We start from the raw sequence: 22,214 nt of genomic DNA on the forward strand, positions 1-22,214 counted from the left end.
TCACGCATCCCCTTTGGCCAGGTCGTCCAGCTTGATTTGTAGGCCACCGACTGCCGCTTCATCCGACAGTGCTGCCTTGGCTTTTTGATACGCGGTATTCGCCTCATCGGTACGACCCAATTGCACCAACAGGTCGCCTTTGAGTTCTTCGCGAGTGGCCAGGAATGCTTTATCGGCATCGCCTTCTAGCAGTTTCAGGGCTTCATCGGCCTTGTTCTGCGCAGCCAATACCTGCGCCAGACGCTGACGGGCAATTTCGCCCAGCGCCGGGTTGGCCGGTTTGTCGCTAATGGCTTTCAACTCGCTGGCTGCGTCGTCCAGCTTGCCGCTGTCGACTGCAACTTTCGCTACGAAAAGGCTGCCGTATTGGGCGTAAGCGCTACCACCGAACTCGCTGTTGAGCTTGCCGGCCAGCTCTGCAACACGACCCGCATCAGGCTTGCCGTCAGGCGTCAGCGTGGTTTCGAGCAGTTGCTGATAGAGAATCGAGGCGCCTTGCGACTGATTGCTCTGATACTTGTGAAAAGCCTGCCAGCCGAACACGATGACCAGCGCCAACAGGCCGCCAGTGACCAGGGGCTTGCCGTTACGTGTCCACCAGTCCTTCAAATCTGCCAACTGTTCGTCTTCGGTACTCGACACCCCAATACTCCTCAATCGCTAAATCGGCTGTTTGACAGCTTCAACCCTGCACGACGCAGGTGGCCAGGTGTGCAGCAAGCGCATCCCAGGCAATACTTTGTTGTTCGCCCTGGCCACGCAGGGGTTTGAAACCTACCACTTGCTGGGCCATTTCGTCGTCACCAAGGATCAGCGCGTACAACGCACCGCTCTTGTCGGCTTTCTTGAATTGGCTTTTGAAGCTGCCAGCGCCGGCATTGATCTGCAAGCGCAGGTTTGGCAATTGATCACGAACCCGCTCGCTTAGCGACAGCGCGGCCAATTCGGCAGCTTCGCCGAAGGCGCACAGGTAGACGTCGACCTGACGAGAGAGCTCTTCCGGGATTTGCTCAAGTGTTTCAAGCATCAGCACCAAGCGCTCGATACCCATGGCGAAACCTACGCCAGAAGTCGGCTTGCCACCCATCTGCTCCACCAGACCGTCGTAACGACCGCCCGCACATACCGTGCCCTGAGCGCCCAACTTGTCAGTGACCCATTCGAAAACAGTCTTGCTGTAGTAATCCAGCCCGCGAACCAGCTTCGGGTTGATCACATAAGGAATGCCCACCGCATCGAGGCGAGCCTTGAGGCCCTCGAAGTGCGTACGAGACTCGTCGTCCAGGTAATCGGCCATTTTCGGCGCATCGACCAGCACGGCTTGAGTATCAGCGTTTTTGGTGTCCAGAACACGCAGTGGGTTCGTCTTCAAACGACGCTGACTGTCTTCGTCCAGCTTGTCCAAGTGCGCACTGAGGTACTCGACCAGCGCTTCGCGATACCGTCCGCGAGACTCGCTGGTGCCCAGGCTGTTGAGCTCTAGCTTGACCGCATCACGGATTCCCAGCTCGCCCCACAGGCGCCAGGTGAGCACGATCAGCTCGGCGTCAATGTCCGGACCGTCGAGGTTAAAGACCTCGAGACCGATCTGGTGGAATTGGCGATAACGGCCCTTCTGTGGACGTTCGTGGCGAAACATCGGGCCGATGTACCAGAGTTTCTGTACCTGGCCGCCACCGGTGATGCCGTGCTCAAGTACCGCACGCACGCACGCGGCGGTGCCTTCCGGACGCAATGTCAGGGAGTCGCCGTTACGGTCCTCGAAGGTGTACATCTCTTTTTCGACGATATCGGTCACTTCACCGATAGACCGCTTGAACAGCTCAGTGAATTCGACAATCGGCATGCGGATCTGCTTATAACCGTAGTTATCCAGCAAACGCGCAACGGTGCCTTCGAAATAACGCCACACAGGGGTCTGTTCGGGCAGGATATCGTTCATGCCACGGATGGCTTGCAGAGACTTGCTCACTTTAAATCCTTAAATTCGTTCGGCTCTAGCCACGCGCGATAACGGCTGCGTCAGCTTCGACCTTTTCGGCCGCTTTCTGGCGGATCAAGCGTTCCAGCTCATCCACCAGATTTTCATTCGTCAGTTTCTGCGACGGCTTGCCGTCGATGTAAATCAGGTTTGGCGTGCCGCCAGTCAACCCTATATGGGCTTCCTTGGCTTCGCCCGGACCGTTGACCACGCAGCCGATCACCGCAACATCCAGCGGCACCAGCAAATCTTCAAGGCGCCCTTCCAGCTCGTTCATGGTTTTGACCACATCGAAGTTCTGCCGCGAGCAGCTCGGGCAGGCAATGAAGTTGATGCCACGGGAACGCAAATGCAGGGATTTGAGAATGTCGTAGCCGACTTTCACTTCCTCGACCGGGTCAGCCGCCAACGAGATGCGGATAGTATCGCCAATCCCTTCGGCGAGCAGCATACCGAGGCCCACGGCGGATTTCACTGTGCCTGAGCGCAAACCACCTGCTTCGGTGATCCCAAGGTGAAGCGGCTGGACAATTTCCTTTGCCAGCAGACGGTAGGCAGCGACTGCCATGAACACGTCCGAGGCTTTCACGCTGACCTTGAAATCCTTGAAATTCAGACGTTCAAGGTGCTCGACATGACGCAACGCAGACTCGACCAATGCGGCCGGGGTGGGCTCGCCGTATTTCTTTTGCAGGTCTTTTTCCAGGGAGCCGGCGTTAACGCCAATACGGATAGGAATACCGCGGTCACGCGCCGCATCGACAACGGCCCGCACACGGTCTTCACGGCCGATATTGCCCGGGTTGATGCGCAGGCAGTCAACGCCCAGCTCGGCTACTCGCAAAGCGATCTTGTAGTCGAAATGGATGTCGGCAACCAATGGCACCTTGACCAGTTGCTTGATCTTGCCAAACGCTTCGGCGGCATCCATGTCTGGCACCGAAATACGCACGATGTCGACACCGGCAGCTTCCAGACGATTGATCTGGGCCACGGTGGCAGCCACGTCGTTGGTGTCGCTGTTGGTCATGCTCTGCACAGCGATAGGCGCATCGCCGCCAACAGGCACGTTACCGACCCAAATCTTGCGGGATTCGCGACGTTTGATTGGAGATTCGCCGTGCATGACTTATTGACCCAACTTCAGGCGAGCAGTCTCGCCACTGGTGAACGGAGCGACATCAACCACCTGCCCGTTGTAACTGACCTGTGCGCCACGAGCAAAACCCAGGCGTACAGCAAACGGCGGCTTGCCGCTGACGGAAACGTTTTCGCCTTTGCGCTTGAGACCACTCAACAAAACCTTGCCGGTTCCATCGGTCACTTGCGTCCAGCAATCGGCGGTGAACAACAGTTGTACCTGACCTTGGCCGGCAACCGGTGCAACGGGCTCAGCCGTTGTTGCAGGTGCAGTCGAGGCGACCGGAGCGGTGACAACTGGAGCCGGTACCGCAGGAACAGCAGGAGCCGGTGCAGGGGTCGCTGGAGTTGCAACCACTGGGGCATTGCTTTGTGCCGGGACCGTTGGAGCAGGCACTGCCGCTGGCGTTTCAGCCGAGGTTTCCGCTGGCGGCAAGGCGAGCGCGGTTTGGCCCTCAGCCTGACCTTCGGTAACGGCCTGGTCTTCCGGCTCGTCCAGCGGATGAATGCGGGTAGTACCGTCAGCGCCTTCTACTTCAACGTGTTCCGGGCTGAGGCTGGTCAAATCCTTGGCGCGTTGCGAAGTTTGATCTTGCCACCATACAAAACCACCGCCAATGACTGCCAGCAGCAACAACAGGCTGACAATGCGCAAAATAGTGTGAGAAACCCGAACCGGCTCTTCGATTCGACCCAGGCTGTGGACGTTGCTGCCTTGGGAGTCGGTGCCGGTGGATTGATCGAACTGCTGAACCAGAAGCGTTTGGTCCATACCTAGCAACTTGGCGTACGCGCGGATATAGCCACGAGCAAAAGTATGCCCAGGCAGCTTGTCAAAAGCGCCGGCTTCCAGATTGCCCAAGGAATTAACGGTGAGGTTGAGCTTAAGGGCCACTTCGGCCAGCGACCAGCCATTGCTCTCGCGGGCCTGGCGCAAAGTCTCACCGGGATTAACGCGATTCGCTGCTACAACTTCGGGATGCGCCGCTTTCATCATTGCTCCGACAGGTATTGCTGATATTCCGGCGTACCGGGATAGAGTCGTTTTAGTTGCAGGCCAAAACTGGCGGCCTTGTCGCGATCTTCAAACACTTTTGCCAGCCGCACGCCGAGCAATAGACTACGTGCATTTTGCTCGGTGAGCAGGCTAAAACGATCGTAGTAGTCACGCGCGGGCACATAATGCCTGTCTTCGAACGACAACTCAGCCATTTCCAGCAATGCACGTGGTTGCTGACGATTCAACCGCAAGGCTTTTTCCAATTGCTGCTGCGCCAGATCACGGTCGCCGAGCTTCGAGGCAGTCATTCCCAAACTCTCGAACACGCGTGAACGCTCAGGATACAGAGTATCGGCAGCGGCTTGTTCGAAGCGCTCGTAAGCCTCTTTATAACGTTTTTCTTCGTAAAGAAAGCTGCCGTAGTTATTCAGGATTCGCGCATCGCCGGGACGTGAAGACAGTGCCTTTCGAAAATGCTGGTCTGCCAGTTCCGGTTCCATCTCGGCCTGAAACACCAACCCCAGCGCGGCGTTGGCATCCGGATCCGAACTGTCCAGGTCCAAAGCCTTTTTCAGCGGCACTTTAGCCCGTTCAGTCATGCCCTGCTGCAAATACCCCAAACCCAACTGTACGTAGGCGGCACGCGCTTCATCGCGGCCCTTGCTGGTTTTCATCGGGTTGAAATCGCCCGACAGAACACAACCAGCACACAGGCTGGCCAACAGCAACAGCAGCGCAAAGCGCAGGGACATAGAGATCCTCTCTTGAATTATTTCGCTGCGTTTTGCGTCATATCGTTTTCGGCGCTCAACTCGCGCACGGCGATATAACGTTCGCTGCGACGGGTGCGATCCAGCACCTGTCCTACCAATTGGCCACACGCGGCGTCGATATCTTCACCGCGGGTGGTGCGAACGGTGACATTGAAACCTGCATGATGAAGCTGATCCTGGAACCGGCGAATCGCATTGTTGCTCGGGCGTTCGTAACCGGAATGCGGGAACGGGTTAAACGGGATCAGGTTGATCTTGCACGGAATATTCTTCAGCAACTCGATCATTTCGACCGCGTGCTCAACCTTGTCGTTGATATCCTTAAGTAACGTGTACTCGATAGTCAGCACGCGCTTTTCGCCCAGGGACGACATGTAGCGCTGGCACGACTCGAGCAGCATCTTAAGCGGATATTTTTTGTTGATCGGCACCAATTGATTACGCAATGCGTCATTCGGCGCATGCAGTGACAACGCCAGGGACACATCGATGTGCTTGGACAGCTCATCGATCATCGGCACCACGCCCGAAGTGGACAGGGTCACGCGGCGCTTGGAAATCCCGTAGCCCAGGTCATCCATCATCAGATGCATGGCAGCCACGACGTTGTCGAAGTTCAGCAGCGGCTCACCCATGCCCATCATCACCACGTTGGTGATTGCACGGTCGGCGGTCGCCGGGATGCTGCCGAACGACTTATTAGCAATCCACACCTGACCGATCACTTCGGCAGCGGTGAGGTTGCTGTTGAAACCTTGCTTGCCGGTGGAGCAGAAACTGCAATCCAGGGCACAGCCTGCCTGGGACGAAACGCACAGAGTGCCGCGTTTGCCCTGGGGGATGTAAACAGTCTCGACGCAGCTGCCGGACGCCACGCGCACCACCCATTTACGGGTGCCGTCGGTGGAAATGTCCTCGCTGACGACTTCAGGACCGCGAACTTCGGCAATAACCTTGAGTTTGTCACGCAAGGCCTTGCTGACGTTCGTCATGGCGTCGAAATCATCGACGCCAAGGTGGTGAATCCATTTCATTACCTGACCGGCACGGAAACGCTTCTCCCCGATTGAGTCGAAGAATTTTTCCATTTCCAGCTGAGTCAAACCCAGCAGGTTAGTTTTTACAGTCGATGTAGTCATGGATTCACCTTCACTCATAAGCCAATGCTTAGCGAGTGGTTACTTCAGTAGCTGCGAAGAAGTACGAGATTTCGCGAGCAGCAGCGGCTTCGGAGTCCGAACCGTGTACAGCGTTGGCGTCGATGGAGTCAGCGAAGTCAGCACGGATGGTGCCGGCAGCAGCTTCTTTAGGGTTGGTAGCGCCCATCAGCTCACGGTTCAGAGCGATAGCGTTTTCGCCTTCCAGAACCTGAACGACAACCGGACCGGAGATCATGAAAGCAACCAGGTCGCCGAAGAAACCACGAGCGCTGTGCTCAGCGTAGAAGCCTTCAGCTTCAGCCTTGGACAGTTGCTTCAGTTTCGAAGCTACAACGCGCAGGCCTGCTTTTTCGAAACGAGTAGTGATCTCGCCGATGACGTTTTTTGCAACAGCGTCAGGCTTGATGATGGAGAAAGTACGTTGAACAGCCATGGTGTAACTCCAGAAACGGTAATTTGTGAAAAATTAAACCCGCGAATTATACGCGGGTTCTTGGGTATTGCCTAACTGCGTAAGGTAGACCTAGTCCTGCTCGTCATTCCAGGCTGCCTGGATAGCTTCCAGCACCTTTTCGCCGCCTCGATCAGGAATATCATCGAATTCAGGCAATTCCATGACCAACTGTCGCAATTTGACGAAGTTCACCGAATAGGGATTCATCTCCGGGTGTTTTTCAGCCAGCTGAATGGCGATTTCCAGCACATCAGTCCACTTGAGAATCATGACAATTCCTGAATCAGTGCGGCGCTTCGGCTGCATGGTTGAGCGAGTATTTCGGAATTTCAACGGTAATGTCTTCTTCACCAACGATAGCCTGACACGCCAGGCGCGATTGCGCTTCCAGGCCCCAGGCACGATCAAGGAAGTCTTCCTCCAACTCGTCAGCCTCTTCCATCGAGTCGAAACCTTCACGGATGATGCAGTGACAAGTGGTGCAGGCGCAGACGCCGCCGCAAGCGCTTTCCATCTCGATGTGGTGTTCGTGGGCCAGTTCGAGAATCGATGTGCCGGGCGCAGCCTCGACCACCATGCCATCAGGGCAGAACTTCTCGTGGGGCAGAAAAATGACCTGCGGCATCAGATATCCTCGATTTCATTCAGATTGCGCCCCGACAGAGCGGCTTTCACCGTCAGATCCATTCGGCGGGCAGCAAAAGCGTCGGTCACTTGCGACAGACGCTTGGTCTGCTGCTCGATGGCATAACCATCAGTGCCTTTCATCAGTTCGGTGAGTTCCTGCACTTGCAGGTCGATGACCATGCGCTCTTCGGCGTCGAGCAGACGCTCGCCATCAGCCTCCAGAGCGCCCTGCACCGCTTCGATCAGGCGCTGGGCATCGACCTGCTGCTCACGCAAAACGCGGGCAACCTTGTCGTCGTTGGCGTGCTGGAACGATTCCTTGAGCATCTTGGCGATCTCGCCATCAGTCAGACCATAAGATGGCTTGACCTGGATGCTGGCCTCAACGCCCGAACCCAGCTCACGAGCGGAAACACTAAGCAGACCATCGGCATCGACCTGGAAGGTCACTCGAATCTTCGCCGCGCCAGCCACCATTGCAGGTATGCCGCGCAATTCAAAACGCGCCAGCGAGCGGCAATCACTGATCAGCTCACGCTCGCCTTGCAATACATGAATAGCCATGGCCGACTGGCCATCTTTGTAAGTGGTGAAATCCTGGGCGCGGGCAACGGGGATGGTTGTGTTACGCGGAATCACCTTCTCCATCAGGCCGCCCATGGTTTCCAGCCCCAAGGACAACGGAATCACGTCAAGCAACAGCAATTCGCCACCATCGCGCTTGTTGCCAGCCAGCGTATCAGCCTGGATCGCAGCACCGATGGCCACCACTTGATCCGGGTCGATTTCAGTCAATGGCTCACGACCAAAGGCTTCTGCAACTGCCTGGCGAACGCGAGGCACCCGAGTCGAGCCGCCGACCATGACCACCGCATGCACTTCTTCCAGTTCGACGCCGGAATCACGCACGGCACGCCGGCAAGCCTTGAGGCTGCGAGCAACCATAGGTTCGATCAGCGCATTAAAGGCCTCGCGGGTCAGCTCAGCCTTCCAGTCGCCATAAGCAACTTCGACGGACGCAGCATTGGTCAGGGCTTCTTTTGCAGCACACGCAGTTTGCAGCAGATGGCGCTGCGTACCCGGATCCAGATCTGCCGACAGGCCGGCGCTCTCAATGATCCAGCCAGCGATTGCATGGTCAAAGTCATCGCCACCCAATGCACTGTCGCCACCGGTCGCAAGCACCTCAAATACACCGCCAGTCAGGCGCAATATCGAAATATCGAACGTACCGCCGCCCAGATCGTAAATGGCGACAAGACCTTCCGCATGCTGATCCAGCCCATACGCTACGGCGGCCGCAGTCGGCTCATTGAGCAAACGAAGCACATTCAGGCCAGCAAGCTTGGCGGCGTCCTTGGTCGCTTGACGTTGAGCGTCATCGAAGTAGGCCGGCACGGTGATCACCGCGCCCACCAGTTCGCCACCCAACGCGTCTTCAGCACGCTGACGCAGCACCTTCAGGATATCGGCAGAAACTTCAACCGGGCTTTTCGGGCCTTGAATGGTGCCGATGAACGGCATGTGTGATTCGCCGCCGACAAAGCGATACGGTAACTGATCACCCAGTTGCTTGACGTCGGACAGACCACGACCCATCAAGCGCTTGACTGACAGCACAGTGTTCAAAGGGTCGGTAGCGGCAGCCAGTTTGGCCGATTCGCCAACTTCGACGCGATCGGCGTGATAACGCACAGCCGACGGCAGAATAACCTGCCCATCAGCATCGGCTATAGGCTCACAAAGACCGCTGCGCAACGCAGCGACCAGCGAATTGGTAGTACCCAAGTCAATCCCCACAGCCAGACGACGCTGGTGCGGTTGAGGACTTTGGCCGGGTTCGGCGATCTGCAGTAGGGCCATCGTAATCAGGTCTTATCTGTATATCAGGCGTGCGACCGGAGCGGCACTGGGTTAATCGTCGAGGCGCTCTTCTAACTGGCGCACTTCGTAGGTGAGCTTGTCGAGGAACTGCATGCGCCGCATCAGGCGCTCGGCCTGTTCGCGTTGCGCGGCATCATCCCAGCAGGCTGCGAAGCTTTCGTTCAGTTCATCCTGCGCCTTCTTGAGGCGGCGCTTGAACACTGCGACGCCCGCCAGGTCGGCGCTGTCTTGCAGGTCTTCGAGCTCTTCACGCAATTCCATCTGCTGCAGAAGAAACTCCGGATCATGCACCGTGACCTCCAGTGGCAACTCGCGACCACCCATGGCGAGCAGATATCGCGCGCGCTTCGGGGGATTTTTGAGCGTCTGGTAGGCCTCGTTGAGGCTCGCGGATTGCTCTAGCGCCAGCCGCTGCTCGCGCACGGAGGCGTCAGCAAAGCGGTCCGGATGAACACCGCGCGCCAACTCTCGATAGCGCGTGGCCAACTGATCGAGATCCAGATTGAAGCTCGGCTGCAGTTCAAATAAAGCGAAATGACAAGGAGTACCCACGACAAGCCTCAGATGTTGAAGCTTTCGCCGCAGCCACATTCACCGCGTACGTTGGGGTTGTTGAACTTGAAGCCTTCGTTCAACCCTTCCTTGACGAAATCGAGCTCGGTACCGTCAAGGTAAGAGAGACTTTTCGGGTCGATGATCACTTTTTCGCCGTGACTCTCGAACACCTGGTCTTCTGCAACCACCTCGTCGACAAACTCCAGCACGTAGGCAAGGCCGGAACAGCCTGTGGTGCGAACACCCAGACGAATCCCTTCACCTTTGCCGCGCCCGTTGAGGGAGCGTCGCACGTGTTGAGCAGCCGCTTCTGTCATGCTGATAGCCATCGGTGACTCCTTACTCGTCGCCAAAACTTGAAATTCAGATCAAGCCTTTCTTCTGCTTGTAATCGCGAACGGCCGCTTTGATAGCGTCTTCAGCAAGTACGGAGCAGTGAATTTTTACCGGCGGCAATGCCAGTTCTTCAGCCAGTTGAGTGTTCTTGATGGTCTCTGCTTCATCCAGAGTTTTGCCTTTCATCCACTCGGTAGCCAGAGAGCTGGAGGCGATAGCCGAACCGCAACCGTAGGTCTTGAACTTGGCGTCTTCGATGATGCCTTGCTCGTTGACCTTGATCTGCAGACGCATCACGTCGCCGCACGCCGGAGCGCCGACCATGCCGGTGCCGACATCTGGGTCTTCCGCGTCCATCTTGCCGACGTTGCGCGGGTTCTCGTAGTGGTCGATGACCTTTTCGCTGTAAGCCATGATTCTTAATCCTCACTCATCAGAGAGTCGCTCTTGAGCCCTGAAACCAGAGATGACAGGGCTGGTTTGCGGCGACTTGAAATCAGTGTGCCGCCCACTCGATTTTCGAAATGTCGACACCGTCTTTGTACATGTCCCACAGCGGCGACAAAGTGCGCAGCTTGGTAACGGCCTCGCAAACTTTCTGCGCGGCGTAGTCGATTTCTTCTTCGGTAGTGAAACGGCCGAAGGTGAAGCGAATCGAGCTGTGTGCCAGCTCGTCGTTGCGGCCCAGGGCGCGCAGTACATACGAAGGCTCAAGCGATGCCGAAGTGCATGCCGAACCGGACGAAACCGCCAGGTCCTTGAGCGCCATGATCAGCGACTCGCCTTCAACGTAGTTGAAACTGAGGTTCAGGTTGTGCGGAACGCGAGCAGTCATGCTGCCGTTGATATACAGCTCTTCCAGGCCTTCGACCTGCTTGAAGAAACGGTCGCTCAGCGCTTTGATCCGAACATTCTCGGCAGCCATGTCTTCCTTGGCCACACGGAACGCTTCGCCCATACCGACGATCTGGTGAGTCGCCAAAGTACCCGAACGCATGCCACGTTCGTGACCGCCGCCATGCATGGTCGCTTCAATGCGCACACGCGGCTTGCGGCTGACGTACAGCGCGCCGATGCCTTTAGGGCCGTAGGTTTTGTGTGCAGAGAACGACATCATGTCGACTTTCAGCTTCGACAGGTCGATGTCGACCTTGCCAGTGGACTGAGCAGCGTCAACGTGGAACAGAATGCCCTTGGAACGGGTCAGTTCACCGATGGCGGCGATGTCATTGATGGTGCCGATTTCGTTGTTAACGTGCATCAGCGAGACCAGGATGGTGTCGTCGCGCAATGCGGACTCGACCATCGCAGGCGTTACCAGGCCATCTTCCGTAGGTTCGATGTAAGTGACTTCGAACCCTTCACGCTCCAGTTGGCGCATGGTGTCCAGGACAGCCTTGTGCTCAATCTTGGAGGTAATCAGGTGCTTGCCTTTGGTCGCGTAGAAATGCGCCGCGCCCTTGATTGCCAGGTTGTCGGATTCTGTGGCGCCCGAGGTCCAGACGATTTCACGCGGATCGGCGTTGACCAGATCAGCGACCTGACGGCGAGCGTTTTCGACAGACTCTTCAGCCTTCCAGCCGAACACGTGGGAACGGGACGCCGGGTTACCGAAGTTTCCGTCAACCAGCAGGCATTCACTCATTTTTTGCGCAACACGCGGATCAACCGGGGTGGTCGCAGAGTAATCAAGGTAAATCGGCAATTTCATGGACTATCTCCTAAATCAGGCTGGCTGGCGTGCCGCTAGCTCTTTGGCTGTCATTCGACGGCGGACGCTTCAATCTTGTCCAGGCGCGGCGCCTTGCTATTGCAACGGCGCTGGTCCTGACGCTGGGCTACTTCTTGTACCTCACGGCGAGTAACAAGATCAGCCAAGCTGATACCGCTGAGAAACTCGTGAATCTGCAGGCTCAGATCGCACCACAAGTGGTGCGTCAGGCAGGTGTCACCAGAATGGCAATCACCCTGGCCCTGGCACTTGGTGGCATCGACCGATTCATTGACCGCATCGATCACCTGAGCAACCTGTATGCCCTGCATCTCGCGCGACAACTGGTAGCCGCCGCCCGGACCACGGACACTGGAGACCAGATTACTGCGACGCAATTTGGCGAAGAGCTGTTCGAGGTAGGACAGGGAGATGCCTTGGCGCTCGGAGATATCGGCCAGGGACACCGGCCCGTGCTGCGCGTGCAACGCCAGATCAAGCATGGCGGTCACTGCGTATCGGCCTTTTGTAGTCAGTCGCATGGACAATTACCACGGAGTTCAGAATGGAGCGAGTATGCAATTCCCGAGTATTTAAGTCAACTATAAGACCTAGTACTTTAGTCAGGTTTACCCGCAAAAGAGCGCGCGCATCATAACAAATGCTGGCGGCTTACCACCAGCAATTGCACGCCATCACCCTTACCGAGTGTGCCGATTCAGCCAGCCCTGGTCTCGTCCTTGTCCTTCACACAGGCAAAATCCTCTTCGCGCAGCTCTGGCAGATCTTTGGCGCAATAACTGCTGCCCAAATCCTTCAGCGCCCCACACATGCCTTCAAGCCGACCATCAACCGCTTGCAGATGATCAAGCAATTGGCCGATAGCTCTCGCAACCGGATCAGGCATGTCTTCGCCGACGCCGTAGGCATCGAAGCCAATTTTCTCGGCCATCGCCTTGCGTTTGGCATCTTGCTGATCATCGGACTTGACGATGATTCGCCCTGGAATCCCCACCACCGTTGCACCTGGCGGCACAGCTTTGGTGACGACCGCGTTGGAGCCCACTTTTGCACCCGCACCGACCGTGAACGGCCCAAGCACCTTGGCGCCCGCACCGACCACTACGCCATCTTCGAGCGTCGGATGACGCTTGCCCTTGTTCCAACTGGTGCCGCCCAGTGTTACACCTTGATAAAGGGTGACGTCGTTGCCGATCTCTGCAGTTTCACCGATGACGATGCCCATGCCGTGGTCGATAAAGAACCGACGACCGACCTTTGCCCCCGGGTGAATCTCTATCCCGGTCAGCCAGCGCCCAAAGTTCGACACCAGGCGCGCCAGCCATTTCAGGTCTGCTCGCCACAGCATCGAGGACAGACGATGGATCCAGATGGCGTGCATGCCCGGATAGCAAGTCAGTACTTCAAAAGCGTTACGCGCCGCCGGGTCTCGGTGGAATACGCTCTGGATATCTTCACGCAAACGCTCGAACATCATTAATCCTTCCGCTTAAGAAGCTCGCCACGGGCCGCTTTTTGGGTTTCCGTGAGGATGCCACGCAATATATTCATTTCTGCCCGGCTAACCGAGCTGCGTCCGTACAACCGGCGCAGGCGAGCCATCAAGTGCCTTGGCTTTTCAGGGTCGAGGAACTCGATGGCCACCAGCGTTTGCTCCAGGTGCTCATAGAATCGCTCCAGCTCATCCATGGTCGCCAGCTCACCGCTTTTGGTGGACGCCACTTCATCCTTTTCGACCTTGCTAGGCTGGCCTTGGGCAGCCAGCCAAGACATCCGCACTTCATAGCCCAGCACCTGCACCGCAGCCCCAAGATTCAGCGAACTGAACTCCGGGTCTGATGGTATATGCACGTGATAATGACATCGCTGCAGCTCTTCATTGGTCAGGCCGGAATCTTCACGACCAAAGACCAAAGCTATCTCAGCACCTTGTGCGGCTTCCTCGACCACTTTCACACCGCATTCGCGGGGATCGAGCAGTGGCCAGGGAATACGCCGGTCGCGGGCACTGGTGCCGAGCACCAGATTGCAGCCGACCAGGGCATCTTCCAACGTGGCGACGACTTGGGCGTTTTCAAGGACATCCCCGGCGCCAGACGCACGGGCATCAGCCTCGTGGTGCGGAAACAACCGCGGTTCGACCAGCACCAGCCGCGACAGGCCCATGTTCTTCATGGCACGCGCAGCCCCGCCGATATTTCCGGGGTGACTGGTATTGACCAGGACGACACGAATGTTTTGCAGCACGGGAGGCGATCTCGAACACAGAATTGGGGAGCCGAATCTTACAGTTCCTACTACCGTTAAGCTATGAAAGCGAACACCGACCTTCACCTGCAGAAACTTTCTGATAGAATGCCCGGCTTTCTTTAACAACCTTAGGTGACACATCCATGCAGCCCATGCTGAATATCGCGCTGCGCGCCGCCCGCAGCGCCAGTGAATTGATCTTCCGCTCCATCGAGCGCCTGGATACCATCAAGGTCGACGAAAAAGACGCCAAGGATTACGTCTCCGAGGTTGATCGCGCCGCCGAACAGAAAATCATCGACGCACTGCGCAAGGCCTACCCGAATCACTCGATCATGGGTGAAGAAACCGGCATGCACGCCGGTAGCGGTATCGAAGGCGAAGAGTACCTGTGGATCATCGACCCACTGGATGGCACCACCAACTTCCTGCGCGGCATCCCTCACTTTGCGGTCAGCATTGCCTGCAAATACCGTGGCCGCCTGGAACATGCCGTTGTGCTGGACCCGGTTCGCCAGGAAGAATTCACCGCCAGCCGTGGTCGCGGAGCTCAATTGAATGGTCGTCGTCTGCGCGTTAGCGGCCGCACCAGCCTGGACGGCGCCCTGTTGGGTACTGGCTTCCCGTTCCGTGACGACCAAATGGACAACCTCGACAACTACCTGGGCATGTTCCGCGCTCTGGTTGGCCAAACCGCCGGCATCCGCCGTGCGGGCTCGGCAAGCCTGGACCTGGCCTACGTGGCTGCCGGTCGTTTCGATGCATTCTGGGAATCGGGCCTGTCCGAGTGGGACATGGCTGCAGGCGCCCTGCTGATTCAGGAAGCTGGCGGCTTGGTGAGCGACTTCACCGGCGGTCACGATTTCCTTGAGAAAGGCCACATCGTTGCCGGCAACACCAAGTGCTTCAAAGCAGTACTGACGGCCATCCAGCCGCACCTGCCGGCTTCGCTGAAACGCTAAGCGAGCCCCCCCCCCAAAAAGCACCCTTTGCGGGTGCTTTTTTTATGCCTGTAATTAGCCCCCAAGAACACCAAAAACCAAATTTTGTAGCAAGCTTGCTCGCGGATGCGGTGTACCAGCCACCATCACTGCTGGATGTGATGACGCTTCGCGAGCAGGCTCGCCCCCACAGGGGATTGGTGGTGGGATATGTATTCCAGGTACAAAAAAAGCACCCCGCAGGGTGCTTGTTTTTGAATCCAGGCTAATTACTGGCCCGGCTGATTCTGCGACAGAATCAGCTTACCTTCCTTATCGACCGGAATCTGGTTACCCGGATCGCGATCCATCCGCACTTTGCCTTCTTTACCATCCAGCGAATAACGAACGTCGTAACCAACAACCTTATCGCTGATGTCATTTACGGTGTTACAGCGAGTTTGAGTCGTGGTGTAGGTATCGCGATTCTGCATACCTTCTTGCACCTTGTTGCCCGCGTATCCACCGCCAACCGCACCCGCGACAGTAGCAATCTTCTTGCCTGTACCGCCGCCAATCTGATTGCCGAGCAGACCACCGCCCACCGCCCCCAGAACCGTACCGAGGATCTGATGCTGATCCTTGACCGGCGCCTGACGGGTTACAGCAACATCCTTGCAAACTTCACGTGGCGTCTTGATCTGTGTTTTGACCGGTTCAACGGCTAGTACTTGCGCATACTCAGGGCCGCTTTTAACCAGGCTGTAGGTGGCAACAGCACCCCCGGCAGTAACACCGACAGCACCCAATACCGCACCAACCAGCAACGACTTGTTCACATGAACCTCCTGACCATCACATGCGGGTCAATGCCCGCGCTTCTCCCAGCCTTGGAGCATAAAAAAAGGCGCGAGTTCAATACTCGCGCCTTTTCGGCCGACAGCTGGAAAAGCGATTACCGTTATGGACGGTCGTCGATTTCCTTCTCGGTGGCTGCAGGAGGAATCAGATCCTCGCTGTTCAGGTTCAGCCAGATCAGCACCACGTTAGCGATGTAGATAGACGAGTACGTACCCGCCAGAACACCGATAAACAGCGCAATGGAGAAGCCGAACAGGTTGTCACCACCGAAGAACAACAATGCCGAGATCGCCAGCAACGTGGAGATCGACGTCGCCATGGTCCGCAACAGGGTTTGCGTAGTCGAGATGTTGATGTTCTCGATCAGGCTTGCCTTGCGCAGCACACGGAAGTTCTCACGAACCCGGTCGAATACCACGATGGTGTCGTTGAGCGAGTAACCGATGATCGCCAGTACCGCCGCCAGAACCGTCAGGTCGAAGGTGATCTGGAAGAACGACAGGATGCCCACCGTCACGATCACGTCGTGAATCAACGATACGATCGCGCCGACCGCAAACTTCCACTGAAAGCGGAAAGCCAGGTAAATCAGGATGCCGCCCAGCGCCATCAGCATGCCGAGGCCGCCCTGGTCGCGCAGTTCTTCACCTACCTGTGGGCCAACGAATTCGACACGCTTGACCTCAGCCGGGTTGTCGCCGCCGACCTTTTTCAAGGCTTCAGCCACCTGGTGGCCCAGTTGCGGGTCTTCACCTGGCATACGCACCAGCAAATCGGTAGTCGCACCGAAACTCTGCACAATGGCTTCGTGATAACCCGACGAAACCAGCTGCTCACGCACCTTGGTGACGTCAGCCGGACGCTCGTAGGTCAGCTCGATGAGCGTACCTCCGGTAAAGTCCAGGCCCCAGTTCATACCCTTGTGCAAGACGCTGAATATGGCCAGCACCGTAAGCAGCAATGTGATGCCGAACGCAACGTTGCGAACGCCCATGAAGTTGATTGTACGTAACATGGCAGCCCCTTAAATCCACAACTTCTTGAAGTCACGACCGCCGAAGATCAGGTTGACCATCGCGCGGGTCACCATGATGGCCGTGAACATCGAGGTAAAGATCCCGAGGGACATGGTCACTGCGAAGCCTTTGACCGGGCCGGTGCCCATCGCAAAGAGAATCCCGCCTACCAACAGTGTTGTCAGGTTGGCGTCGAGAATCGCGGTGAATGCCCGGCCGAAGCCTTCGTTGATTGCACGCTGCACGGTCATGCCGGCGGCGATCTCTTCGCGAATCCGCGAGAAGATCAGCACGTTGGCATCGACCGCCATACCCATGGTCAAGACGATACCGGCAATACCTGGCAGGGTCAGTGTTGCACCCAGCAGCGACATCAAAGCCAACAGCAGCACCATGTTCACGGCCAGCGCGACCGTGGCGATGATGCCGAAGAAGCGGTAGATGGCGATGATGAACAGCGACACAAACAGCATGCCCCACAGCGATGCATCGATACCCTTGGTGATGTTGTCAGCACCCAGGCTTGGACCAATGGTGCGCTCTTCAGCGAAGTACATCGGTGCGGCCAGACCACCGGCACGCAACAGCAGCGCCAGTTCGGACGATTCGCCCTGGCCATTCAGGCCGGTAATGCGGAATTGAGCACCGAGCGGCGACTGGATAGTCGCCAGGCTGATGATTCTCTTCTCTTCTTTGAACGTTTGAACCGGTACATCTTTCTCGACGCCGTCGACCACTTGCTTGGTGTAGGTGGTGACAGGGCGCTGCTCGATGAAGATAACCGCCATGCTGCGACCGACGTTGCTGCGAGTCGCACGACTCATCAGTTCGCCACCATGACCATCCAGACGAATGTTCACTTCTGGCGTACCGTGCTCGCCGAAGCCAGCCTTGGCGTCCGTCACCTGGTCACCCGTGATGATCAGGCCACGCTCGATCTGTGCTGGCGGACGATTGCCTTCACGGAACTCGAAAGTTTCGGAAGTGGCTTTCGAAGCACCAGGCTCGGCAGCCAGACGGAACTCAAGGTTGGCTGTCTTGCCCAGAATACGCTTGGCTTCTGCGGTGTCTTGCACGCCCGGCAGTTCAACCACGATGCGGTTGGCACCCTGGCGCTGAACGATTGGCTCGGCAACACCCAGTTCGTTGACGCGGTTACGAACCGTGGTCAAGTTCTGCTTGATGGAGTATTCGCGGATTTCCGCCAGCTTCGCCGGGGTCATCGCCAGACGCAGTACCGCCTGACCATTGAGGTCGGCCGGAACAATGTCGAAATCATTGAAGTTTTTGCGGATCAGAGCACGGGCCTGTTCGCGGGAAGCTTCATCACTGAAACCCAGCTGAATGGCACCGTTGAGTTGCGGCAGGCTGCGATAGCGCAGTTTCTCTTTACGCAACAGGCTTTTGACGTCGCCTTCGTACACTTTCAAACGTGCGTCGAGGGCTTTGTCCATGTCCACTTCGAGCAGGAAGTGCACACCACCGGACAAGTCCAGACCCAGCTTCATCGGGTGCGCGCCAAGGCTGCGCAGCCACTGCGGGGTGGTTTGTGCCAGGTTCAGTGCAACGACGTAGTCATCACCCAATGCCTTGCGCACGACGTCCTTGGCAGGCAGCTGATCTTCAGCCTTGGTCAGACGAATCAGACCACCCTTACCGTTAGCCGCCAGTGTGGCAGCCTTGACGTTGATCCCGGATTCCTTGAGCGCAGTGCTCACACGATCCAGATCAGCCTGATTGACCAACAGCGCAGTGCTTGCACCGCTGACCTGAATGGCCGGGTCATCAGGATAAAGATTGGGAGCGGAATAAATCAGACCGACCGCCAGCACCGCCAGGATCAGAATGTATTTCCACAGAGGGTATTTGTTCAGCATCACGCCGCCCGCTTATGACGCGGGGCGCCTTGCGCGCCCCGTCGATTGAGTAGAAGTTGAAACTTAGATCGCTTTCAGCGTGCCTTTTGGCAGCGTGGCGGCGATGGCGCCTTTCTGGAACTTCATTTCGACGGTGTCGGAAACTTCCAGAACAACGAAATCGTCGGCTACTTTAGTGATCTTGCCGGCGATACCACCGGTGGTCACAACTTCGTCACCTTTTTGCAGGCTGCCCAGCAGGTTCTTCTGCTCTTTGGCGCGCTTGGCCTGTGGACGCCAGATCATCAGGTAGAAGATGACCAGGAAACCGACCAGGAAAATCCACTCAAAGCCGCCGCCCATTGGGCCTGCAGCAGGTGCAGCAGCGTCAGCCATGGCATTAGAGATAAAAAAGCTCATTTAGCACTCCAGTTGCAAATGTTGAATCTTGGGGTCAGAAAACTCAGTCCAAAGGCGGAACGGGTAGCCCGCGTTTGGCGTAGAAGGCATCGACAAAGGCGGCCAATGTACCCTGTTGAATAGCCTCGCGCAAACCAGCCATAAGCACCTGGTAATGGCGCAAATTGTGGATGGTATTCAACATGCTACCCAACATTTCGCCACACTTGTCCAGATGGTGCAGATAAGCACGGGAGAAGTTCTGGCAGGTGTAGCAATCGCAGGTCGGATCCAGCGGCGAATCATCATGGCGATGGAACGCGTTACGGATCTTCAGCACGCCTGTATCAATGAACAGATGCCCATTGCGGGCATTACGGGTTGGCATCACGCAATCGAACATGTCCACACCGCGGCGCACACCCTCCACGAGATCTTCAGGTTTGCCAACGCCCATAAGGTAACGAGGTTTGTCAGCCGGCATCTGACCCGGCAGGTAATCCAGCACCTTGATCATTTCGTGCTTGGGCTCGCCCACCGACAGGCCACCGATGGCCAGGCCATCGAAACCGATGTTGTCGAGACCTTCCAGCGAACGCATGCGCAAATCCTGGTGCATGCCGCCCTGAACGATGCCAAACAGGGCCGCCGTGTTGTCGCCATGCGCTTCTTTCGAACGCTTGGCCCAACGCAACGACAGCTCCATGGAAATGCGCGCCACATCTTCATCAGCCGGGTACGGCGTGCATTCGTCGAAAATCATCACGATGTCCGAGCCCAGGTCACGCTGAACCTGCATCGACTCTTCCGGGCCCATGAATACTTTGGCGCCATCAACCGGAGAAGCGAACGTCACGCCCTCCTCCTTGATCTTGCGCATCGCGCCCAGGCTGAACACCTGAAAACCACCGGAGTCGGTCAAGATCGGGCCTTTCCACTGCATGAAATCATGCAGGTCGCCGTGCTTCTTGATCACTTCAGTGCCAGGGCGCAGCCACAAGTGAAAAGTGTTGCCCAGAATGATTTCCGCGCCGGTCGCGGTGATATCCCGCGGCAGCATGCCTTTCACGGTGCCGTACGTGCCAACCGGCATGAATGCCGGAGTCTCGACAGTACCGCGCGGGAAGGTCAAACGACCGCGACGAGCCTTGCCATCGGTGGCAAGCAGCTCAAACGACATACGACTTTGGCGACTCATTCTGTTTCCTCAGGGCCACGTGGTGCAGGGTTACGGGTGATAAACATCGCATCACCGTAGCTGAAAAATCGGTATTCATGCTCCACGGCGGCTTTATAAGCGGCCATGGCTTCGGGATAACCGGCGAAGGCCGAAACCAGCATCAACAGCGTGGATTCAGGCAAATGGAAGTTGGTGACCAAGGCATCGACCACGTGAAACGGCCGACCCGGAAAAATAAAAATATCGGTATCGCCACTGAACGGCTTGAGCACGCCATCGCGCGCAGCACTTTCCAGCGAACGCACACTGGTGGTGCCCACCGCCACCACGCGACCACCGCGAGCGCGGCAAGCCGCAACCGCATCCACCACGTCCTGGCCGACTTCCAGCCATTCGCTGTGCATGTGGTGATCTTCAAGCTTCTCGACGCGCACTGGCTGGAACGTGCCCGCACCGACGTGCAAGGTCACGAACGCAGTCTCGACGCCCTTGGCGGCAATCGCCTCCATCAGCGGCTGATCGAAATGCAGCCCCGCCGTCGGCGCCGCCACCGCGCCCAAGCGCTCGGCGTACACCGTCTGATAACGCTCGCGGTCCGAGCCTTCATCCGGGCGATCTATATAAGGAGGCAACGGCATGTGCCCGACCCGTTCGAGCAACGGCAACACCTCTTCGGCGAAACCAAGCTCGAACAGCGCATCGTGACGCGCCAGCATTTCAGCTTCGCCACCACCGTCGATAAGAATCTTGGAACCCGGCTTCGGCGACTTGCTGGAGCGCACATGCGCCAGCACGCGATGGCTGTCGAGCACGCGCTCTACCAGAATTTCCAGCTTGCCGCCGGAAGCCTTCTGGCCAAAAAGCCGCGCCGGAATCACCCGGGTATTGTTGAACACCATCAAATCGCCGGGGCGCAAATGCTCCAGCAAATCAGTGAATTGACGGTGTGCCAGGGCGCCGCTGACCCCATCAAGGGTCAACAGGCGACTGTTGCGACGCTCGGCCAAAGGATGGCGAGCAATCAGCGAATCAGGGAGCTCGAAGGTAAAGTCAGCAACGCGCATGATGGGGTTCGTCTAGCAGGGCCGGGAAGTCTAGCGGAAATATCAAAATTTCTCCATGTTACTGATTGACCAACGGTTATCTCGTCTCTATACTTCGCCGCCATTGAGCCCTGATGGCGGAATTGGTAGACGCGGCGGATTCAAAATCCGTTTTCGAAAGGAGTGGGAGTTCGAGTCTCCCTCGGGGCACCAAAATTAAGAAAGGTCTTGCTTTGCAAGGCCTTTTTTTTCGCCTGCGATAAAGTGGCAGCGCCACTGCCGCTCTGTGCGAGCTGCCTTGCCGGCGATGCTTTTTGATTTTTCAAATCCTCGGTCGGTAAGACCCCTCTCAAGGATTCACCCCATGGAATTGCTGCTGGAAACCGTCGCTCTTTTTTGCCTCAAGCTTGCTTATGAGACGGAGGATTCGAGTCCGATTCTGCGCGATGATCCGATCATGAGCGATTACGAGCGGGAGGTTTTTGGGTTGCTGGTGCGGCGGGGGGATGTCGAGGGCATTCAGCTCAGAGTGGCGCACTGCGTAAATTTGGCATTAGAGGCGATAGGCGGTGCTGATACGCCACTGGGACGTGAGTTGCTGCGGCTGTCAGCTGATTCCAGCAGTGCACGTACATTGGAGCAACTCAATGCTCCACTCATTGCACTCAAGAATTACCTGAAAGATATCCAGTGAGTATGAGGCGGCGCGAAGGGGGAACATATGATCCACGAACCGCGCCTGCCCCCGAAACAGCGGCCCTGAGGCCTTCCTCCTTGCTCGTACGCCATATCCAGCGCCTTGATAACCAGCTCGGCGTCCGGCTTTTCCGACAACGCCCAGCCCATACCCGGCGCGTGCAAAAATCCAGCACGACAGCCAGGTAATTCCGATCGACCGAGTTGCTCACCATCGTCAGGCGCGACTCTCATCGTGGCGCGGGTGATTCACCCGATAGACGCCGGATAGATTTAAGCAAGCCAAGCAACATAATCGAATGCCCGAGGGGCAACTGCACCTCAGCCAACAGCCATATTGCGAAAATCTGG

At 57.0% G+C, this 22,214-nt stretch carries 24 protein-coding genes, 1 tRNA gene and 2 pseudogenes; 3 read left to right on the forward strand and 24 right to left on the reverse strand.

The window, feature by feature from the left end; genetic code table 11:
- From ACQR3R_RS15230 to trmJ, 17 genes and pseudogenes are all read right to left on the reverse strand, one after another.
- Positions 1-642 (reverse strand): tetratricopeptide repeat protein, encoded by a 642-nt coding sequence (locus ACQR3R_RS15230; RefSeq protein ID WP_428273111.1) that lies wholly within the window; start codon positions 640-642, stop codon positions 1-3.
- A 40-nt stretch (positions 643-682) separates the two neighbouring features.
- A complete protein-coding gene (gene hisS, locus ACQR3R_RS15235; protein ID WP_428273112.1) occupies positions 683-1,972 on the reverse strand; it encodes a histidine--tRNA ligase in 1,290 nt (429 codons plus the stop codon).
- Positions 1,973-1,997: 25 nt separating this feature from the next.
- On the reverse strand, positions 1,998-3,107 hold the full coding sequence (ispG, locus tag ACQR3R_RS15240; protein WP_054045372.1) for a flavodoxin-dependent (E)-4-hydroxy-3-methylbut-2-enyl-diphosphate synthase: 1,110 nt from the start codon (positions 3,105-3,107) through the stop codon (positions 1,998-2,000).
- A gap of 3 nt (positions 3,108-3,110) precedes the next feature.
- The gene (locus tag ACQR3R_RS15245) at positions 3,111-4,115 is read right to left on the reverse strand and encodes a RodZ domain-containing protein (protein ID WP_428273113.1); all 1,005 of its coding nucleotides are present in this window, start codon (positions 4,113-4,115) and stop codon (positions 3,111-3,113) included.
- Positions 4,115-4,873 carry a type IV pilus biogenesis/stability protein PilW gene (gene pilW / locus ACQR3R_RS15250; protein ID WP_428273114.1) on the reverse strand — a complete coding sequence of 253 codons (759 nt, stop codon included), beginning with the start codon at positions 4,871-4,873 and terminating at the stop codon, positions 4,115-4,117. Before pilW ends, ACQR3R_RS15245 begins: the two co-directional genes overlap by 1 nt.
- Before the next feature lie 17 nt (positions 4,874-4,890).
- Positions 4,891-6,033 (reverse strand): dual-specificity RNA methyltransferase RlmN, encoded by a 1,143-nt coding sequence (rlmN, locus tag ACQR3R_RS15255; RefSeq protein ID WP_428273115.1) that lies wholly within the window; start codon positions 6,031-6,033, stop codon positions 4,891-4,893.
- Positions 6,034-6,061: 28 nt separating this feature from the next.
- Positions 6,062-6,487, reverse strand: coding sequence for a nucleoside-diphosphate kinase (gene ndk, locus ACQR3R_RS15260; RefSeq protein WP_007916882.1), 426 nt, complete (start codon positions 6,485-6,487; stop codon positions 6,062-6,064).
- A gap of 90 nt (positions 6,488-6,577) precedes the next feature.
- Positions 6,578-6,778 carry a Fe-S cluster assembly protein IscX gene (iscX, locus tag ACQR3R_RS15265; protein WP_428273116.1) on the reverse strand — a complete coding sequence of 67 codons (201 nt, stop codon included), beginning with the start codon at positions 6,776-6,778 and terminating at the stop codon, positions 6,578-6,580.
- 13 nt (positions 6,779-6,791) lie between these two features.
- Positions 6,792-7,133 (reverse strand): ISC system 2Fe-2S type ferredoxin, encoded by a 342-nt coding sequence (gene fdx / locus ACQR3R_RS15270; protein WP_428273117.1) that lies wholly within the window; start codon positions 7,131-7,133, stop codon positions 6,792-6,794.
- Positions 7,133-8,998 (reverse strand): Fe-S protein assembly chaperone HscA, encoded by a 1,866-nt coding sequence (gene hscA, locus ACQR3R_RS15275; RefSeq protein ID WP_428273118.1) that lies wholly within the window; start codon positions 8,996-8,998, stop codon positions 7,133-7,135. Before hscA ends, fdx begins: the two co-directional genes overlap by 1 nt.
- A 51-nt stretch (positions 8,999-9,049) precedes the next feature.
- On the reverse strand, positions 9,050-9,610 hold the full coding sequence (hscB, locus tag ACQR3R_RS15280; protein WP_428273119.1) for a co-chaperone HscB: 561 nt from the start codon (positions 9,608-9,610) through the stop codon (positions 9,050-9,052).
- On the reverse strand, positions 9,580-9,903 hold the full coding sequence (gene iscA, locus ACQR3R_RS15285; RefSeq protein WP_054045385.1) for an iron-sulfur cluster assembly protein IscA: 324 nt from the start codon (positions 9,901-9,903) through the stop codon (positions 9,580-9,582). Before iscA ends, hscB begins: the two co-directional genes overlap by 31 nt.
- A gap of 34 nt (positions 9,904-9,937) precedes the next feature.
- The gene (gene iscU, locus ACQR3R_RS15290; protein ID WP_003443374.1) at positions 9,938-10,324 is read right to left on the reverse strand and encodes a Fe-S cluster assembly scaffold IscU; all 387 of its coding nucleotides are present in this window, start codon (positions 10,322-10,324) and stop codon (positions 9,938-9,940) included.
- Positions 10,325-10,406: 82 nt separating this feature from the next.
- On the reverse strand, positions 10,407-11,621 hold the full coding sequence (locus tag ACQR3R_RS15295; protein ID WP_428273120.1) for an IscS subfamily cysteine desulfurase: 1,215 nt from the start codon (positions 11,619-11,621) through the stop codon (positions 10,407-10,409).
- 50 nt (positions 11,622-11,671) lie between these two features.
- Positions 11,672-12,163 (reverse strand): Fe-S cluster assembly transcriptional regulator IscR, encoded by a 492-nt coding sequence (gene iscR, locus ACQR3R_RS15300; RefSeq protein WP_038362955.1) that lies wholly within the window; start codon positions 12,161-12,163, stop codon positions 11,672-11,674.
- A gap of 431 nt (positions 12,164-12,594) precedes the next feature.
- A pseudogene (gene cysE / locus ACQR3R_RS15305) lies at positions 12,595-13,119 on the reverse strand (serine O-acetyltransferase); the annotation flags it as partial.
- Positions 13,119-13,889, reverse strand: a complete 771-nt coding sequence (gene trmJ, locus ACQR3R_RS15310; RefSeq protein WP_428273121.1) for a tRNA (cytosine(32)/uridine(32)-2'-O)-methyltransferase TrmJ — start codon at positions 13,887-13,889, stop codon at positions 13,119-13,121. The gene trmJ and the pseudogene cysE, both read right to left, overlap by 1 nt.
- Before the next feature lie 146 nt (positions 13,890-14,035).
- Here trmJ and suhB point away from each other — a divergent pair, with 146 nt between their 5' ends.
- On the forward strand, positions 14,036-14,854 hold the full coding sequence (gene suhB / locus ACQR3R_RS15315; RefSeq protein ID WP_008070994.1) for a type III secretion system regulator SuhB: 819 nt from the start codon (positions 14,036-14,038) through the stop codon (positions 14,852-14,854).
- A gap of 248 nt (positions 14,855-15,102) precedes the next feature.
- On the opposite strand, the gene ACQR3R_RS15320 is transcribed toward suhB, so the two are convergent.
- From ACQR3R_RS15320 to queA, 6 genes are all read right to left on the reverse strand, one after another.
- Positions 15,103-15,651, reverse strand: a complete 549-nt coding sequence (locus ACQR3R_RS15320) for a glycine zipper 2TM domain-containing protein (RefSeq protein WP_428273122.1) — start codon at positions 15,649-15,651, stop codon at positions 15,103-15,105.
- A gap of 122 nt (positions 15,652-15,773) precedes the next feature.
- Positions 15,774-16,688, reverse strand: coding sequence for a protein translocase subunit SecF (gene secF, locus ACQR3R_RS15325; RefSeq protein WP_428273123.1), 915 nt, complete (start codon positions 16,686-16,688; stop codon positions 15,774-15,776).
- A 9-nt stretch (positions 16,689-16,697) separates the two neighbouring features.
- Complete coding sequence (gene secD / locus ACQR3R_RS15330) at positions 16,698-18,566, reverse strand: protein translocase subunit SecD (protein WP_428273124.1); 1,869 nt, start codon at positions 18,564-18,566, stop codon at positions 16,698-16,700.
- 63 nt (positions 18,567-18,629) lie between these two features.
- Entirely contained in the window at positions 18,630-18,965 is a 336-nt protein-coding gene (yajC, locus tag ACQR3R_RS15335) for a preprotein translocase subunit YajC (RefSeq protein WP_053214538.1), read from the reverse strand.
- Positions 18,966-19,008: 43 nt separating this feature from the next.
- Positions 19,009-20,142 (reverse strand): tRNA guanosine(34) transglycosylase Tgt, encoded by a 1,134-nt coding sequence (tgt, locus tag ACQR3R_RS15340; protein ID WP_428273125.1) that lies wholly within the window; start codon positions 20,140-20,142, stop codon positions 19,009-19,011.
- Complete coding sequence (queA, locus tag ACQR3R_RS15345) at positions 20,139-21,188, reverse strand: tRNA preQ1(34) S-adenosylmethionine ribosyltransferase-isomerase QueA (RefSeq protein WP_428273126.1); 1,050 nt, start codon at positions 21,186-21,188, stop codon at positions 20,139-20,141. Before queA ends, tgt begins: the two co-directional genes overlap by 4 nt.
- A 107-nt stretch (positions 21,189-21,295) precedes the next feature.
- Here queA and ACQR3R_RS15350 point away from each other — a divergent pair.
- Both ACQR3R_RS15350 and ACQR3R_RS15355 read left to right on the forward strand, forming a co-directional pair.
- Positions 21,296-21,380 (forward strand) — tRNA-Leu (locus tag ACQR3R_RS15350).
- A 151-nt stretch (positions 21,381-21,531) separates the two neighbouring features.
- Positions 21,532-21,861, forward strand: coding sequence for a hypothetical protein (locus ACQR3R_RS15355; RefSeq protein ID WP_428273127.1), 330 nt, complete (start codon positions 21,532-21,534; stop codon positions 21,859-21,861).
- Between the two features lie 35 nt (positions 21,862-21,896).
- Here ACQR3R_RS15355 and ACQR3R_RS15360 read toward each other — a convergent pair.
- Positions 21,897-22,054, reverse strand: a pseudogene (locus ACQR3R_RS15360) (IS3 family transposase); the annotation flags it as partial.
- Between the last annotated feature and the right edge of the window lie 160 nt (positions 22,055-22,214).

Origin of the sequence: Gordonia sp. IEGM753, assembly GCF_050321825.1 — a bacterium.
In the GTDB taxonomy this organism is placed as follows: domain Bacteria; phylum Pseudomonadota; class Gammaproteobacteria; order Pseudomonadales; family Pseudomonadaceae; genus Aquipseudomonas.

Excerpts from the sequence above, each read along its gene's own strand:
- ndk (WP_007916882.1), bottom strand. The coding sequence starts at position 6,487 with ATGGCTGTTCAACGTACTTTCTCCATCATCAAGCCTGACGCTGTTGCA.
- iscA (WP_054045385.1), bottom strand. The coding sequence starts at position 9,903 with ATGGCTATCAGCATGACAGAAGCGGCTGCTCAACACGTGCGACGCTCC.
- pilW (WP_428273114.1), bottom strand. The coding sequence starts at position 4,873 with ATGTCCCTGCGCTTTGCGCTGCTGTTGCTGTTGGCCAGCCTGTGTGCT.
- tgt (WP_428273125.1), bottom strand. The coding sequence starts at position 20,142 with ATGAGTCGCCAAAGTCGTATGTCGTTTGAGCTGCTTGCCACCGATGGC.
- yajC (WP_053214538.1), bottom strand. The coding sequence starts at position 18,965 with ATGAGCTTTTTTATCTCTAATGCCATGGCTGACGCTGCTGCACCTGCT.
- iscU (WP_003443374.1), bottom strand. The coding sequence starts at position 10,324 with ATGGCTTACAGCGAAAAGGTCATCGACCACTACGAGAACCCGCGCAAC.
- hscB (WP_428273119.1), bottom strand. The coding sequence starts at position 9,610 with ATGTGGCTGCGGCGAAAGCTTCAACATCTGAGGCTTGTCGTGGGTACT.
- fdx (WP_428273117.1), bottom strand. The coding sequence starts at position 7,133 with ATGCCGCAGGTCATTTTTCTGCCCCACGAGAAGTTCTGCCCTGATGGC.
- iscX (WP_428273116.1), bottom strand. The coding sequence starts at position 6,778 with ATGATTCTCAAGTGGACTGATGTGCTGGAAATCGCCATTCAGCTGGCT.
- ACQR3R_RS15355 (WP_428273127.1), top strand. The coding sequence starts at position 21,532 with ATGGAATTGCTGCTGGAAACCGTCGCTCTTTTTTGCCTCAAGCTTGCT.
- hscA (WP_428273118.1), bottom strand. The coding sequence starts at position 8,998 with ATGGCCCTACTGCAGATCGCCGAACCCGGCCAAAGTCCTCAACCGCAC.
- secD (WP_428273124.1), bottom strand. The coding sequence starts at position 18,566 with ATGCTGAACAAATACCCTCTGTGGAAATACATTCTGATCCTGGCGGTG.
- secF (WP_428273123.1), bottom strand. The coding sequence starts at position 16,688 with ATGTTACGTACAATCAACTTCATGGGCGTTCGCAACGTTGCGTTCGGC.
- rlmN (WP_428273115.1), bottom strand. The coding sequence starts at position 6,033 with ATGACTACATCGACTGTAAAAACTAACCTGCTGGGTTTGACTCAGCTG.
- queA (WP_428273126.1), bottom strand. The coding sequence starts at position 21,188 with ATGCGCGTTGCTGACTTTACCTTCGAGCTCCCTGATTCGCTGATTGCT.
- iscR (WP_038362955.1), bottom strand. The coding sequence starts at position 12,163 with ATGCGACTGACTACAAAAGGCCGATACGCAGTGACCGCCATGCTTGAT.
- suhB (WP_008070994.1), top strand. The coding sequence starts at position 14,036 with ATGCAGCCCATGCTGAATATCGCGCTGCGCGCCGCCCGCAGCGCCAGT.
- ACQR3R_RS15245 (WP_428273113.1), bottom strand. The coding sequence starts at position 4,115 with ATGAAAGCGGCGCATCCCGAAGTTGTAGCAGCGAATCGCGTTAATCCC.
- ACQR3R_RS15295 (WP_428273120.1), bottom strand. The coding sequence starts at position 11,621 with ATGAAATTGCCGATTTACCTTGATTACTCTGCGACCACCCCGGTTGAT.
- ispG (WP_054045372.1), bottom strand. The coding sequence starts at position 3,107 with ATGCACGGCGAATCTCCAATCAAACGTCGCGAATCCCGCAAGATTTGG.